The following is a 15,763-nucleotide window of genomic DNA, read 5'->3' as shown; positions in this document are numbered from 1 at the left end:
AGAGTCGCGGTCCGGTTCAAGCAAATCACGACGAGGTGAACGATTTTGTGGCACTTTGGAAATCAGAATCTAAGATTTTCGAAAATTGTGCATTCTCAGTCCACAGAATAGCGCAATGAATGGGTCGGCTTGGAAACTGATTGCGCAAAGCAGCACGATAGCGAAGTAGTTGCGTGCGGTAATTGCGTGGAATCTCAGCCATATCTTTGGGGGGATTGGCATCGGATTTGAAATCAACAATCAGCACTTCGTCATCCTTGACCAATAGCCGATCGATACGCCCTGTGATCCGTGACGGTTTGTCTTCAAATTCAATATCTGCAGCCACTGCGACCTCACCTCTTGAATTTGGGCCAAACAGCTCGGCGAAATCTTGATGATCGAGAATGGAATGTGCTTGGGCTATCATCTCGCCATGCAATTGAGGATGATGTGGCATCAATGTGAGCAACGCCTGAGCGGCCAACTTGTCTCGCTCCGTGCGATCAAACCTTGGCATGAATTGCAGGAGCGCATGCAGCGCTGTGCCGCGCAAACGAGCGGTTTCTCGGTCTAATCCACCGCCACCAGACTGCGCATGCGTTTCGTCATGCTTGGATGGCTCCACAATCCGTTTTGTAAGCGGCACAGGCGCCGGGTCTGTTACCCAGGCTGGCAGCGCCTTATCAGACACAGCCTTCGCCTCTATGTTGCTTTTATATTGATATTCAGCTGTCGCTGGATATCGCCAAACAATGGTTTGCTCATCTTGATCTTTTATCTCGCGGCAATGCTGGGCCAAGCCATCAAAAACCATTTGGTACCAGCTTTTTTCTTGCCCGCGCTTTTCAACGCCAGTGATATATAGTTCATCCTCGGCCCGGGTGAGTGCCACATAGAGCTTGCGGCGATACTCGGCTTGATCCTTTTCCTTTTCAAATTCAACAATGTCTTGAACGGCTGCAGCTTGGTTCTTCGACGAACCATTTGCCCAAATCAGATAAGCGTTTTGTGGCGCATCGTGGTCTGCACTTAGCAATATAGACTTAGCGTTCTGTCTGCCCGCAGGCGCTGAGGTGGCATCGATGGAAAACACAATCGGCGCTTCCAAACCTTTGGCGCCATGCACGGTCATTACGCGGATAGCGTCGCCTGCCTCACTCAATTCTCGTTTAATCTGGCTTTCGCTTTGGCGCATTGCGGTGACGAAACCAAGCATTGAAGGCTGATCTGTTTGCTCATGCGCCAGCGCCATATTGAGAAATTCATTGATCACATCATCAATCTCAGGGCCGAGACGTGCGTGAAACTTCTTCAACCCATCGTCTTTGAACAGAATGTGGGCGAAGAACTCATAAGGTCGATCTAGGTCGATCCGATTGCGCCATAGTCGGATTGCTTCAACTGATCGTTTGGCTTGCTTGTTGGTTTGTGCATCGTGCTGCAACTGGACCCAAAGCGGCCAAACTGGCGATTGATTTTGCATCCGAATTTTGCCAGCACGCTCGCCTCGCGCAAGCGCAAAAAGTTGATCTTCGTCCCAGCCAAACAATGGCGAACGCAGCAACGTGGCCAGGCCCAAATCATCGGCTGGATTCATCATCACGTCAGCGAGCACCAACAAATCTTCCACTGCAATATGGGTGGAAATAGTCAGCTTGTCTTCGCCAAGGTTGGGCAGCCCTTTTTGCTTTAAAGCGCGGATCATCGCCTTAAACATTGCGCCGCGCGATTGAACCAAAATCAAAATATCGCCCGGCGTTACGACTGCGTCCCGATTGCCCAATTGGCGGCCATGTCGCACCCACTCGTCAATGGTGGTCGCAATTTTGTCAGCCAATATGTCTTCGGGCCGAGCCCGAGGATCACTCGGAGCGGTTTTGTAGACCTGATCGCTTTCCGGCTCCTGCGGTTTTTCGATTGGCCGCCAAAGTTCAACAATGCCCCCATCCATAAGACGTGCTGCTTCATGCACAGTGCGCTCATCGTCGCCTGTCAAACCTTGGTGCGCGAAAGGATTGGCAAAAACCAAATCAACCGCTGAGAGAATGGTTTTAACCGTGCGAAAACTGGTTTTCAAAGTTAGGCTTTGCCACGTCCGCTGCGCGGTCATGGCTTGCAAGCCAAGCTTGCGCCCGGTTTCGCCGAACAGGCGTGGTTCGGCCCCTTGGAAACTGAAGATCGATTGCTTCTCGTCGCCCACGGCAAACACAGAACGCGGACGTTCAATGGCACTTTCACCGTCAAAGAAGTCGGCCAGTAGCGCTTCAACAATTCGCCATTGTTCAGGATTGGTGTCTTGGCTTTCATCCACCAAAATGTGGGTAATGCCCGCATCCAGCTTGTAGGCGATCCAATCCTTAAACTCAGACTGCTCAAGCAATTGGCGCAAATGGATAATCAGATCATCAAAATCGAGAAGTGAACGGGCTCGTTTTTGCGCATCATATTGGGCGAAAATTGCCTCAATCACCGCTAATAGCGAAAGCGAATGATCGAGTGTTTTAGCCGCCATGTAGGTTTGAAACAGTGCTTCGAGCCGATCCGTTTCCTGTTCTAATCGCTCCGCAAGTAATGGGTTGTGTTTAGCAACGCCGGAATGCGCCTCGTGACCTCTGCCGGGGCGCTGACCATCGGGCTTTAAAAACGTGCCAAGAATCAACTCTGCATCAATCGGTTGATCCGCGGCTTTAGCAAGTTTTTTGTTGAAATTTTTGGCGACACCCAAGTGGGCTAGTTCCGCAGAAACCGCACCATATTCGGACGGCGGGAGAATGGCCTCATTGACGATTCTATCTGCAATTGTTGCCAGATCGTCGGACGAAGAAAGCCCAAGAAGTTTTCGTAAGTTTACTTCGCAACGTACTTTGTTCTGTAACACCAAGCGCAGCTTTGCGCCGAATGACAAAGCGCCAGAAATCGCATCTTCCAAACCATTGTCCGAAGCGATTTCAAATAGCTTGTTTACAGCATGTTTGAGGTCGGCATCGTCAAAGCGTTGCGCCAGAGTTTTCTCTCGCGCTGATTGCAACAGTTCCATTTGCTGCGCATCGTCGATGACATGAAAATCAAATGGCACACCGGCTTCGAGCGGAAACCGGTGCAGCACGCTTTCTGAGAAGGCGTGGATCGTGTTGATTTTCAACCCGCCCGGTGTCTCAAGCGCTTTGGCAAACAATTGCCGCGCATGGTTGAGGCGCGTACGGTCTGGTCGCTTGTGCTCAAGATCGATGATGGCGCTCGACAGCTCTTCATCGTCCATTATCGCCCACTGACCAAGTTCTTTGGTCACTCGCGCGCGCATTTCTGCGGCAGCAGCCTTAGTGTAGGTAAGGCACAACACTTGCTCAGGTGGCACGCCATCGATCAGCAGGCGCAGAACGCGACGACTTAGCACATAGGTTTTCCCGGACCCTGCATTGGCCTTTACCCAAACATTGGCGGAAGGATCGGCAGCCTTTGTCTGATTGGACTTGGTTTCTTCAGAGATGGATAGTTCGCCGCGGGGATGCTCGCTCATTCGTCATCTCCTTGGTCGATCATCCATTCTTTTTGCCGCGCAAAATGATCATAATCGCCAGCAAATTGCTGGTTTTCTTTCGGCATTAATTGCGCCGCCATCGCAATGTGATCTTGCATCAACATGATCTGCGCATAGGCAGAGAAATGTTGCCAGTAATCATCAATAACGGCATCCAAGCTTTGCTTTCCGGTCGCAAAATTTGTCACTTCAAACGGATTTGGGCCATGAGATAGTTTGATATAGGTGAGCGCATCGCTGTCGGCCTGCGGAACGCCGCCAAAGCCTGCATGACGCAAGATCATTGCCTCCATTGGCAATTGCGGGCTCATGAAATTTTGCATGTCTTTATTTGTGGGGATCGAACCGGTTTTAAAGTCGATCAATTCAGCCGCACCGCTTTTCAGAATATCAATACGGTCTGCATCGCCATAAATGGTGACGTTTTCATTTGCCACGGGAAGGGTCATTGAGCCGCGAATTTCTGCATTGCGTTGGATGATGTTCACATGACGATTTCTTTCGAACGCAATGACTGTGTGAGCGATCGCTGAGAAGCGTTTCAACCAAATGTCTCGTCGGTCTGCGACATCATCAAGTTTTGCGTAAACTCCTAGCGCAATATCCATAAGCTGTTGATGCGCATCAGGCGCTGAAAAGTCCAATTCCTTTTGCACAAAGGTGGCCAACACTTCGTGGATCAAATTGCCGCGCTCTGCCGTGTCGGGAGCAGCGCCGAGCGCTCGCAATTTGCGCAAACCCAATACATGCCTGATGTAAATGGCGTATGGGTCACGCACCAATGTTTCAATCTCGGTGATCGACAGGCGGCGCGGACGAATATTTGCCGGCGGCGTCGGCGCAGGACGAGGGCTCAGCCTTACTGTTTCTGCCGCATCTATTTGGGTAATTAGTGTCTTGAAATGCGCTGACTTCCTATAGAGTGCTTTGCTTCGTTTCTCCCCTAGAAACGCTTCCAACCGTTGAATAAAGCGCGATGGATCAGACGGCGACGTACCGCGCCTTTTTGCATAGCTGATCAGCACTTTTGGTGCCCCCATCGCCATCAAGAAATCGTGGGCTGCAAGGCCAATTTTGCGCTCTGGCGGATCAAGCTTGATCGCCAATTTCATTCCCCGCGACAACCAAGGGCCAGGTTCGGCAATTTCGGGCCAGACACCTTCGTTTAGGCCGGCAAGTATCATGAGATCAGCGTGCAGTAACCGCGCTTCAATTCGACCCCAAATTTGCACGTCTTGGCGCGTCGTTTCTGGCGGCCGAACCGAAATATTTTGCATCAACAAATTGATCGATGCGATCACATCGTCGGGGCGCGCATTTGGTGAAAAATGTGTGCAGCGGGCCAAGTCTTCAGCCCATTTGAGCAATTCATCGACACCCTGCAGCATCCCACTTTGGGCAGCATCTTGGCCGCATATTTTGGCAATAAGGTTTGGAATAGCCCGAGCAATTCTCGCCATGTTCCAAACTGTTTCGCCATCAGTACAAATCGGTTCGACAGCGGTCTGCAGGTCATCAATCAAAGCAATCAAATCTAGCGCTTCTTCTTGCGTAAGACGCTTACTAACCCGTTTTGTTTCGCCACTCGCATTATCAGCAATTAGCTTCTTGATACCAACCAATCCATTGATTCCGCGCGCGCCGCGCAGCGTGCTCAGATCAAGCAGTTCGCGCAATTTGGAAATCTCGGCACGTTCGCGACCAAGTCGGACACTGCGATTAGCCAGAAATGCCACCAAATCCACGGGCTTGAAATTGGATTGCAGCGCGGCAAGCAGCTGTCGGAACCAACGCCCGGCAGGTGACTGACTAAGCGGCATACCTGCGCTATCATCAATGACAATATCGAAACGTTCAAGTTCAACCTTGATACGTCGCGCCAGATCTCGGTCGGGTGAAATTATGCCGACATTTTGCCCTGTCTCGACAGCCTCGCGCGCTGCGAGCGCAATAGCGCGCGCCTCATGATCAAGATTGTCGAGGGCCATGATGGAAACATTTTCAAGTGCGTCACTGAGCGCCTTGGTTTCAATTTGGGCGCGCTGATCATGCCAATAAGCTGTTTGCTCGATACGGGCCAATGTGGCGTTGAGAATGGATGCCCTGGCGCCGTTCGCATGGCCAAGGCTTTGAACCGCTTGCGGCCCCTCGCCAATTTCGCGCAGCAGCTTGGCCATACCAAACTGAGGGTGCGCATGGCATTGGTTTTTATCCTCAATTAGGTGAGCGTGTTCGTTTGGTGACATCGATACGTCAAAGCCGGGCAAAACAATTGCGGCATTTGGCAGATCTGAGATTGATTTTAGAAAGCGTCGGGTCGCTGGAACGGAGCCGGTTGAACCCGCAGCAATGACCGGGCGGTTGCCATAGCGCAAGCTTAATGACTTTGAGGCGAAGTCAAACCGTTGGCGGCGGAGCAAGGCGGCATCGATTTGCCCAATTTCACGCAAATGATCCGGCCATGCCGAAAAAGCAATGTCAAGGAACTTCAGCGTTTCTTGCCAGTTCTGCGCCAACTCTTCAGGCACAAGGTCTTTAATGCGCTCGAAACCCACTTCTTCGGTCAAAAAGTCATCAATGAGGCTGCCAAGACTTTGCGCCATTGCCAAGATTTCAGTTGTCGATGGCGGTGAAGAAAAGCCTGGCTGCTGGTTCTGCCCAGTGATCTCGGCCCATTTTTTGATGAGTTGACCCAAGATGGTGGTGCGGTAAAGCTTTGAGGTAACATCGAAACTATCTACGTCAGGATCGGTGAAAAACGCATTTTCTGCATCGTCTCCCTCACCCAAGGTGAAAATATTGGGCAGCAATTGCGTGCCGCCATTTAGCGCCAGCAATTGATCGATCAGCGCCAACCTAGCCCGCTTGGTGGGCACATAAATCGTGATATCACTTAGCCAAAACGCACCTTCGCGTGACCAGTCTGGCAACAAGGTGCCATCCATCAGGCTGCGCGCCAAAGTCGGCAGAAACGGCGCATCTGGCGCAATCGAAAACAGCTTTTGGTGGTGCATTTAGCAAGGCCTTAGGGCGGAGAAAACTAGCTGAGTAAAACTATATCAGAACTGGATTCGAGCTCTGCCGCAAGCATCTTTAAATCCTGCTGTTTTGCACCAATTACAACCAACCGCTCTTCGGCGGCATTGGGCACGTTCTTTATGTCCAACGCGAAACGAGCTTTTTGCGCAAGCTCTGGCAATCGATCTGGCCATTCGATGAGCAAAAGATTGTTGTCATCAAACAAGCCAAGTTCCTCTGCCTCACTCTCATCACTAAGGCGATAGAGATCGGCGTGCAGGCAGCTCATGTTGGCCAGCTGATAAGGTTGCACCAACGAAAAAGTCGGGCTGGGCACATCCATATGCTCGTCGCCTGCTAAAATACGTACGAGTTGTCTTGCAAAGAAAGACTTGCCGGCTCCTAGGTCTCCAGACAACAAAACAATGTCGCTAGGTTCAACCACACAAGCAAATGCCGCCGCCAATTCTGTTGTGCCGTTTTCGGTTTTGATTTGCAGTCGAATTTGGTCCGTCATGATCGGCCCAATCTACTCCGCTGCGCCCTGGGCGATCTGCTCTGCGGGCATATTTACAATAACCCGAGTGCCCTTTGGTTCGCGGCGCTCTATGGCAACGGTACCGCCATGCATATGAGCGAAGGTTTTCACAATCGACAACCCAAGACCGGCTCCACGTTGACGCCCAGCCACGGCACGGCCTTCGAACCGATCAAAGATTGAAGAAATCATGTCTTCAGGGATGCCTTCGCCTTCATCTTCCACGATGAACAAAATGCGCCCGGCTCGTTCAACCACATCCAAAGATACTTTGGCACCGGGTTCAGAGAACCGAACCGCGTTTGAAAGTAGATTGTAGAGCACTTGCACAATGCGCGCGCCGTCGGCCACAAATGTGGGCAAATTGTTGGCTACATTTATCGAAAGATTGATCGGCACGTCGGATTGCGCAACTTGCAAAGTGGCGACAACGCCAGCGGCAGCCTTTTCGACGAGCTTATGAACATCGAGCACCTCAGCATTGAGTTCAGCAATACCGGCATCAATCGTGGTGAGGTCCAAAATATTGTCGATCAGAAGACCAAGCGTGGCGCTTGAGGAGCGAATATAGTTGGCGTAGCTCTTTTGTTTTTCATTAAGTTCACCAGCTTCACCGGATGTGAGCAGATCGGCAAAGCCAATGATGTTGGTCAAAGGTGAACGGAACTCATATGAAACATTTTGCACAAAGGCGTCTTTGAGCTTGTCGGCGGTTTCAAGCGCTTCATTGCGTTCTTTCAATACCCGCTCATATGCCGCGTTTTCAGTGACATCAACAAATGTCACCAAGGTTTGACCGTCTGGTAGCCGCACAATCGCGTAGTCGATCAAGCGACCATCTGCACGTGCGATGCGACCAGTTTTGTTGGAGCGTTCCGGACTGATATCGATGATGAATGACTTTAGGTCGACCCAGATGTCGCGGCCATCCTCAGGCAAAGACTTGCCACACAGTTCGACAATGTCTGATATGTGCGTTTGCTTGTTCAACTCATTTAGGGGGATTTTCCAAACGCCCGAAAGCTGCGTGTTGTGCAGCTTCAGCCGTCCATCGGTGCCGAACACTGCAACAGCTTCACGCAGCGCGTTCAACGTTTCATCCTGCACATGGATAAGCGCATTGTAGCGGCTTTCCAGCGCCAGCTTTTCAGTCACATTGTGATAGACATAGATGACACCGCGCGCATTGGGTGCAGGTGAGGCAATCACGTTCAACACCTGGCCAGAGGGCAGATGCCACATATCTTCGCGCTTCTTCTTCAGCCCATAGCTCGAAAGGTGCGTCGAGCGCCATTTCTTATAGTCAGGCTCAAGTGGCAACTGACCTTCGGTGCGCAAGCGATCAAGAATAGCTTTCTCATTGGGGTGCGTGTCGAGCCACTTTGTATCTAAATCCCAAAAATCGGCAAAGCTCTTGTTGTAGTGGGTCAGTTGTGCGCTGCCATCGAAAACGGCCACCGGTGTGCGTAGCTCGTTAATTGCAGCGGTGAGGAAACTAGCGCGCGGGTCGTTCTTCTCTTCGTTTGAGGCGAGCCCCTGAACCGCATAACCGGCGGTTCCGTTTGCCAGCTTAAACTTGGTGACGTCCAGCGTGCCAAACTGTTGATGATGCTCGGTTACTGAATGCGGCCCCTCGCTGGTGGCCACTTCGCGCAGGCGCAACAATGCCGCATCGTCAAACAGCTCTGGCACCTCGCCTTCCCTGTTTTCTTCGGGCACACCAAGCAATTCGAAATAGGCTTGATTGACTTTGACAAGTTTGCCACGCACATCGCGCACCCACGCCGGGTGGTTCAGTTTTTCAAATAATTGCGAGCAGGTTTCGATATCAAGCTGGCTTTTGCTGGCGCTTGGCAGCACATATGGCGTTTCTTCTTCCGCAATGCGGCGCGCAATGCGCAGCACCGGACTACCAGCCACCAACTTACCACAAACACGGAAACGCTGCTCAGCGCTACCATTTGCGCCAAACTCAAATTCAGTTCCCTGCGCAAGAAGGTCAGCGAGCTTGAACTTGACCTCAATTGCGCTTTGCGCGGTGAGCCATCGATCAAAGTCCAAAACCATATCGTTGGTGACAAAATTCTCAATAACTTGGCGTACCGGCCCAACAACTGATGGCGCCGCGCTCGGATCACGCCAAATCACCGTGATCTCCGACATGCCATTCAGAATGTTTTCTTTTTCGTCCAATTCAGCGCTGAGATCAGTGAGTTGTTCTCTTGCTTCAGCGGCAACACGTTGGCTTTTGCGCTGTTGCATCAAAGACAAAAAGGTAGCGGCGGTGCCAAACAGGACAGCGCCTACGGCAATCGCGTAGGGTGTGGTCGATAAAAGTTGAGAAGATGAGAGTTCGTTTACCTGGGCAAAGGCCGGGCTTGTCAGCATAAGCGCAGCTGGCGCGCTTGCGAATCTTGCGACTCCTTTACTGATCGGGAAAGTTCCCGGCACCATGTCTTGCCCCTTAAACGAATAAAATACGAATTCGCCACCAAATCGAATCACCTAACCATAGCCCTTGGGCGAATCAGGCAACAAGAGTCAAAATGAAGCCATGAACAAAAAAGGGTGGCGCGGGGCCACCCTGATCTTGAAATGTTCTGCGAATGAATCGCAGTCGCAAAAACTTGCTTTGACTAGTAGCGATAAGCCTCTGGCTTAAATGGACCGTCTTTTGGCACGCCGATATAATCAGCTTGCTCTTGGCTCAGTTTTGTAAGCTTGGCACCAAGCTTTTCCAAATGCAGCTCTGCAACTTTCTCGTCCAAGTGTTTAGGCAAGACGTGAACAGCATTCGAATACTCTTCTGCTTTGGTCCACAACTCAATTTGCGCCAATGTTTGGTTGGCAAAAGAGGCGCTCATCACAAAGCTTGGGTGGCCCGTCGCGTTGCCCAAATTCACCAAGCGGCCTTCTGAGAGAAGGATGATGCGCTTATCTTCTGCAAGGTGTACCAAATCTACTTGCGGCTTCACATTGGTCCATTTGAAGTTCTGCAATTCAGCAACTTCAATCTCATTGTCGAAGTGACCAATGTTACACACAATCGCCATATCTTTTAGTTTGCGCATAGCGTCCAAGGTCACAATGCCTTTGTTGCCTGTGCATGACACAACAATGTCCGCGCGGTGCGCGGCATCTTCCAGTGTGACCACTTCAAAGCCGTCCATCGCTGCCTGCAGCGCACAAATTGGATCAACCTCGGTAACCAACACGCGTGCGCCAGCGCCCGCCAATGATTGAGCCGAACCCTTACCTACGTCACCGTAACCACAAACGATGGCCACTTTACCCGCCATCATGACGTCCGTGCCGCGACGGATCGCATCCACCAAGCTCTCACGACAGCCATATTTGTTGTCGAATTTTGACTTCGTTACGCTGTCATTCACATTGATCGCCGGGAACGGCAGTTCGCCACGCTCAGCCAATTGATACAAACGCATCACGCCAGTTGTTGTTTCTTCCGAAACGCCACGAAGGTTTTCGCGCACTTTTGAATAAAAACCAGGATCAGCTGCGATCCGCTTTTTGGCTTGAGCGGCAAAATACTCTTCTTCTTCGCTCTTGGGGTGATCAAGAACGCTGAGATCTTTTTCAGCCTTGGCGCCGGTAAGCACCAACATAGTGGCGTCGCCACCATCATCCAAAATCATGTTCGCGGTTTCGCCATTGCCCCAATCAAGGATGCGGTCAGCAAAGTCCCAATATTCTGCCAATGTTTCGCCTTTATGGGCAAAAACAGGAATGCCAGCCGCTGCAATTGCTGCGGCAGCATGATCTTGGGTTGAAAAAATGTTGCATGACGCCCAGCGCACTTCAGCGCCCAATGCCACCAATGTCTCGATCAAAACGGCGGTTTGAATGGTCATGTGCAAAGAACCAGCGATACGCGCGCCTTTTAGCGGCTGTGCTGCTGCAAATTCCTTGCGAATAGCCATGAGACCAGGCATTTCGATCTCAGCCATTTCGATTTCCGTGCGGCCCCACTCTGCCAAAGACAGGTCTTTTACCGCATATTCTTGTGTTAAGGCGCTCATTTTCGCGTCTCCTATTGAACCCGATTGCCGCTATACATACGCGGACAATCTTTATCATTCAATAAAGACATAAAGAATTATTTATATCCCGAACAGACCGTTAACGGGAAATACGAACGCGCCGCCGAAATGGGAATGCTAGAATGCCCCAAATGAAACGGAAAATCCCCCACCCGACGAGCAAACCCAAGCCAGCGAATGTAAACCCTGTTGGTGTTACAGGTACTGCGGGCTTATAACTTTCCAGCGTTGCCCGCATTAGCTTTGGATCAAGGTGACTTGCAAATGCTGTGAATTCTTCAACGGGACCCGCATTTTGGAGCGCGAACTGATGTGATCTCAGATTTTCATAGCGGGCAACTGTTTCGCTCATTGATTTGCCACGTTCAACGAGGAATTGGTCGCTTGATGCTTCATAACGCTTAAGCGCTTCATCGCGGGTTAGGCTCTGGCTTAACGCATCCTGATCGAAATTTTCAATAACTGTCGCCAATTCCTCAACAGCGCCGCCAAGGCGCTGATGGTATTGCTGGGCATATTCTGGATATTGAGATGCGGTTAGACCGCCTGCCAACGCTCCAGCCAGAAGAAACGGAGATCGCATCGAAACGTCCCTATGTTTGTTGCAACTCTGTTTGTGCGCACAACCCTTTGATGTGCTTTAGCTTAAGCCTGCTTTGCCTTGACGCCCTCTGTGTCTTCGTCAAAACCGGATTCGACCAGCGCAACAATTGCTTCAAGCGCTTCGCGTGCTTGCGGTCCTTTAGATTGCACCAAAATTGTTGACCCTGCACCTGCGGCCAACATCATCAATCCCATGATGGACGAACCGCCAACTGTCACCCCATCGCGCGTTACACTGATCTCAGCATCAAAGCACTCCACCGTGCGAGCGAACCGAGCTGACGCACGCGCATGCAAACCGCGTTGGTTGACAATGGTTAGGCGTTGGCCAAAGGCCTTTTCGGGTTGGCAGGAATTGGGCATGATTTTATCGATTAGACACCGCCCAACACGTCATTTGCCACATTGATATATTTGCGGCCAGCTTCCTGTGCTTCGTGAACAGCGTCGCGCATATTCATATCTGGCCGTACGCGCGCCAGTTTCACCAACATGGGCAAGTTCACGCCTGCGATCACATCCACTTCGCGGTTTTCCATGACGGAAATCGCCAAATTAGACGGCGTACCACCAAACATGTCTGTCAGGATTACCACGCCTTCGCCACTGTCGGCGCGATGGACCGCGTCCAAAATATCCTGGCGACGGTTCTCCATATCATCATCCGGGCCAATGCTTACGGCCTCGCATTGTTCTTGCGGGCCAACCACATGTTCAAGTGCCGAGCGAAACTCGTCCGCAAGCGCTCCGTGGGTCACCAACACCATACCAATCATATATATGACGCTCCTCAACAGATGAATTGATCATCTTTATTGTTCTTAGTTCTAGTTTTGACGGGGATATGGGCGGCTGGCAAGTCCAAAAGCACGTTGTGAATTGCGCAACAATGCCGCTCGATGATCCGAATCTTTGTTATTTTTGTTCCGCTTGCATAACGCGCTTGAGCGCTTCAACCACGAGCAGTCGCTGGTGTACGCTGTCAATTAGCGAACGAATGGGCACGGGACAACGGGGCACTTTTACGCCCATAATTTCGGTCTCAAACTCTTCGTTTTCCGGCATCCGGTCCAGCTCGCCAACTAGATCGATCACCAAATGAATCTTGGTCTGTTCGGTTGTTGGCCGCTCAATTACGCCGCAGCCACGCAATTCAATCTGACCAGCGATTTGCGGCGGGGAAGAGCACATCACGCTGCTGTCTTCGACATGCAGCAACACCCGGTCATCGGAGATCAAAAAGGCTTCCAAACCCATTGTGTCGGCACGATCCATAAGATCCAAAGCCAGCAAAGACTTACCTGCGCCAGATTGGCCGCGCAGCAGAATTCCATAGCCATCAAATGTGATGCCGGTTCCGAATGTATTTTCTGGTGTATCTGACATAATTGGCCTCTAAATAGTTGTCGGCAGGCTGACCACGAACTCAGCCCCCTGAGTGTCAATGCGATTGCGCGCGGTGATTGTACCGCGATGAGCCTCAACAATTTGTTGCGAAATGGAAAGACCGAGGCCCGAATGATTGCCAAAGCCATCACTTGTGGGTCGGTCTGTATAGAACCGCTTGAAAATCTGATCGGCGTCGCCGCGTATGCCGCGTCCTTGGTCTTTCACCGTGATGTGCACCATCTTGCCTGAACGATTCAGTTCAACATCAACAATAGCGCCTTCGGGGGAAAAAGAAACCGCATTATCAACCATATTGGTAATCACTTGTCCCAAACGCCCATCATGGCCGGGGAGCAATTGTTGGTTCGGTTTGAGATGATCTGCAAATTGAATGCTGACATTGCGTCGTGCTGCCACCTCTTGCTGTATATCAACAATGGTTGCCACAAGCCCAGAAATGTTCATCTCGCCAATTTCTTCGCGCGCTAATTCGGCATCAAGACGAGAGGCTTTTGAGATGTCGGTGATCAAACGATCAAGGCGCTTAACATCGTGTTGAATAATAGTCGTTAGGCGCTCGCGGTCTTCGTCGTTCTTGACCAATGGCAGGGTTTCTACGGCACTGCGCAAAGAAGTAAGCGGATTTTTCAGTTCGTGGGAAACGTCAGCGGCAAAGCTTTCAATTGCTTCGATACGATTATAAAGCGCGTTCGTCATCTCGCGAAGGGATCCAGACAGGTGTCCAATTTCGTCAGGTCGTTGAGTGTAATCGGGGATCTCTTCCCGCGCCGTCATAGATGTCCGCACACGTTGCGCGGCGGCGGACAGGCGACGCATGGGCCCTGCAATGGTGCCCGCCAACAGCAATGACATGATGGTGGTAATTGACGCCGCGATCAAAAAAATCTTGAAAACATTCCAGCGTTCTTTTTCAACCACATGATCGATATCGCCGGGCTCGGTTGATAGCAGCAGCACCCCCACATTGGTCTTTAGGCGGCGCACCGGCACTGCAACAGAGACCACCAAGCGATCATTAACATCAACACGCACAATTGATGCGGTTGCGCCATTTAGTGCTGTTTTCACCTCAGGATATTTTGCCCCTTCGGCCCCTGAATATTCTTGGTAGCGTGGGAATTCCCCAGCGCGCAGCCATCTGAAAAACCGGTTCCACCAATCAATCAGGAACAGGACTTCTTCGTCACTTGGCGCCGCCAATTGGCGCAACACCTCACCGCGCGCGTAAATATTATCGCTATCCAAAATCAGCAGCCCATCACGATCATAAATGCGCGCACGTGTTCCCGTCGGCGTAATCAGGTTCTGCAACAGCGGTGCAACCTGTTCGGGATTGATTGGAAATTCTAATGTCTGATCAAAAAAGCTGAGCGTTGCGACAGTGTCATCACTCTGCAATTGCAAAAACTTGTCTGGATCAACGGTAATGACATCACTATTGACCGTTGCAGATGCAGCGATAGCGCCGGCGATGATTTCTCCCTGCACGCGCAGACTATCGACACGCGCATCAATAAGGCCCGCACGCCATTGATTTAGATATAGAATGGCAATGACCAACGCGGCCAACGCCGCAAGATTGAGCACAACAATGCGACGGGTCAAAGAGGAGAAAATAGTATAGCCGAGCAGTCGGCTGAGGGGGGACCAAAGACGAGAAATGGAGGATTTGGGGCGCGATTTTTCTTCTTTCGCCGCTGGGTGGGGCTCATCCAGCGGTTCCGAATTGGAAAGCGATGATGCACGCTCCATTTTCAAAACGCTTATTGCTCCTTAAAGCGGTAGCCCACACCATATAGAGTTTCAATCATGTCAAACTCTTTGTCGACGACCCGAAACTTTTTGCGCAATCGTTTGATGTGGCTATCAATTGTGCGATCATCCACATAGACTTGGTCATCATAGGCTGCGTCCATCAGGCTGTCGCGGCTTTTCACAACACCTGGGCGTTGCGCCAATGCAAACAAGATCAAAAACTCTGTAACTGTTAGCGTTACGTTTTTTGCGTCCCAAGTGCAGGTGTGACGCTCTTGATCCATTGCCAATCGACCACGTTCCAACACTGACTTTGAAGGTGTGCCGTCTTGGGTGGCACTTGCCCCTTCAGGCTTTGCATGTGCGCGCCGCAAAATCGCTTTTACACGCTCCACGAGCAAACGTTGCGAGAACGGCTTGGTGATAAAATCATCGGCACCCATTTTTAGGCCAAACAGCTCGTCAATTTCATCATCTTTGGACGTCAGAAAAATAACCGGCAAGTCTGATTTTTGGCGCAAGCGGCGTAACAATTCCATGCCATCCATACGCGGCATTTTGATGTCGAGAATGGCCAAATCAGGCAAATCTGCGCTTAAGCCCTCAAGGCCAGATGCCCCATCGGTGTAGGTGCTCACATGATAACCTTCTGCCTGCAAGGTCATCGAGACCGAGGCGAGGATATTCTGGTCGTCATCAACTAGAGCGATTTTTGGCATCTTTATTCCTTTCGGCCACACCTTATATGATTGGCGTCAAATGAAAAATCAACATTGGTTGTTTCATTGCACCGACAATTGCGCACAAATTGTGACCTTAAAAGCCTAATTGTGAAGTGCGTGCTTACCATTTGGTCGT

General features: G+C 51.0%; 11 protein-coding genes. All 11 read right to left on the bottom strand.

Features of this window, described 5'->3' with window-relative positions:
- Positions 1-25: 25 nt before the first annotated feature.
- Complete coding sequence (gene addA / locus QQL65_RS06980) at positions 26-3,499, bottom strand: double-strand break repair helicase AddA (protein WP_284363090.1); 3,474 nt, start codon at positions 3,497-3,499, stop codon at positions 26-28.
- On the bottom strand, positions 3,496-6,534 hold the full coding sequence (addB, locus tag QQL65_RS06975) for a double-strand break repair protein AddB (protein WP_284363089.1): 3,039 nt from the start codon (positions 6,532-6,534) through the stop codon (positions 3,496-3,498). Before addB ends, addA begins: the two co-directional genes overlap by 4 nt.
- 26 nt (positions 6,535-6,560) lie before the next feature.
- Positions 6,561-7,055, bottom strand: coding sequence for a tRNA (adenosine(37)-N6)-threonylcarbamoyltransferase complex ATPase subunit type 1 TsaE (gene tsaE / locus QQL65_RS06970; protein ID WP_284363088.1), 495 nt, complete (start codon positions 7,053-7,055; stop codon positions 6,561-6,563).
- A gap of 12 nt (positions 7,056-7,067) precedes the next feature.
- Positions 7,068-9,581 carry a sensor histidine kinase gene (locus QQL65_RS06965; RefSeq protein ID WP_284363087.1) on the bottom strand — a complete coding sequence of 838 codons (2,514 nt, stop codon included), beginning with the start codon at positions 9,579-9,581 and terminating at the stop codon, positions 7,068-7,070.
- A 131-nt stretch (positions 9,582-9,712) separates the two neighbouring features.
- On the bottom strand, positions 9,713-11,116 hold the full coding sequence (ahcY, locus tag QQL65_RS06960) for an adenosylhomocysteinase (RefSeq protein ID WP_284363085.1): 1,404 nt from the start codon (positions 11,114-11,116) through the stop codon (positions 9,713-9,715).
- A gap of 100 nt (positions 11,117-11,216) precedes the next feature.
- Complete coding sequence (locus QQL65_RS06955; RefSeq protein WP_284363083.1) at positions 11,217-11,720, bottom strand: DUF2937 family protein; 504 nt, start codon at positions 11,718-11,720, stop codon at positions 11,217-11,219.
- A gap of 62 nt (positions 11,721-11,782) precedes the next feature.
- Positions 11,783-12,103: an HPr family phosphocarrier protein gene (locus QQL65_RS06950; protein WP_284363080.1), complete on the bottom strand. Its 321-nt coding sequence runs from the start codon at positions 12,101-12,103 to the stop codon at positions 11,783-11,785.
- An 11-nt stretch (positions 12,104-12,114) separates the two neighbouring features.
- On the bottom strand, positions 12,115-12,516 hold the full coding sequence (locus QQL65_RS06945) for a PTS sugar transporter subunit IIA (RefSeq protein WP_284363078.1): 402 nt from the start codon (positions 12,514-12,516) through the stop codon (positions 12,115-12,117).
- A gap of 139 nt (positions 12,517-12,655) precedes the next feature.
- Entirely contained in the window at positions 12,656-13,126 is a 471-nt protein-coding gene (locus tag QQL65_RS06940) for an HPr kinase/phosphorylase (RefSeq protein WP_284363077.1), read from the bottom strand.
- A gap of 9 nt (positions 13,127-13,135) precedes the next feature.
- Complete coding sequence (locus QQL65_RS06935; protein WP_284363075.1) at positions 13,136-14,902, bottom strand: stimulus-sensing domain-containing protein; 1,767 nt, start codon at positions 14,900-14,902, stop codon at positions 13,136-13,138.
- A gap of 11 nt (positions 14,903-14,913) precedes the next feature.
- Complete coding sequence (locus tag QQL65_RS06930) at positions 14,914-15,624, bottom strand: response regulator transcription factor (RefSeq protein ID WP_284363074.1); 711 nt, start codon at positions 15,622-15,624, stop codon at positions 14,914-14,916.
- Between the last annotated feature and the right edge of the window lie 139 nt (positions 15,625-15,763).

The organism is Maritalea porphyrae (assembly GCF_030159895.1).
Taxonomy (GTDB): Bacteria; Pseudomonadota; Alphaproteobacteria; order Rhizobiales; family Devosiaceae; genus Maritalea; species Maritalea porphyrae.
Note: the sequence above shows the minus strand (reverse complement) of the source record. Positions and strands in the feature narration are given on the sequence as shown.

What these genes read in the sequence shown, in the direction of transcription:
- addA (WP_284363090.1), bottom strand. Translation starts at nt 3,499, where the DNA reads ATGAGCGAGCATCCCCGCGGCGAACTATCCATCTCTGAAGAAACCAAG.
- addB (WP_284363089.1), bottom strand. Translation starts at nt 6,534, where the DNA reads ATGCACCACCAAAAGCTGTTTTCGATTGCGCCAGATGCGCCGTTTCTG.
- tsaE (WP_284363088.1), bottom strand. Translation starts at nt 7,055, where the DNA reads ATGACGGACCAAATTCGACTGCAAATCAAAACCGAAAACGGCACAACA.
- ahcY (WP_284363085.1), bottom strand. Translation starts at nt 11,116, where the DNA reads ATGAGCGCCTTAACACAAGAATATGCGGTAAAAGACCTGTCTTTGGCA.
- QQL65_RS06955 (WP_284363083.1), bottom strand. Translation starts at nt 11,720, where the DNA reads ATGCGATCTCCGTTTCTTCTGGCTGGAGCGTTGGCAGGCGGTCTAACC.
- QQL65_RS06950 (WP_284363080.1), bottom strand. Translation starts at nt 12,103, where the DNA reads ATGCCCAATTCCTGCCAACCCGAAAAGGCCTTTGGCCAACGCCTAACC.
- QQL65_RS06945 (WP_284363078.1), bottom strand. Translation starts at nt 12,516, where the DNA reads ATGATTGGTATGGTGTTGGTGACCCACGGAGCGCTTGCGGACGAGTTT.
- QQL65_RS06940 (WP_284363077.1), bottom strand. Translation starts at nt 13,126, where the DNA reads ATGTCAGATACACCAGAAAATACATTCGGAACCGGCATCACATTTGAT.
- QQL65_RS06935 (WP_284363075.1), bottom strand. Translation starts at nt 14,902, where the DNA reads ATGGAGCGTGCATCATCGCTTTCCAATTCGGAACCGCTGGATGAGCCC.
- QQL65_RS06930 (WP_284363074.1), bottom strand. Translation starts at nt 15,624, where the DNA reads ATGCCAAAAATCGCTCTAGTTGATGACGACCAGAATATCCTCGCCTCG.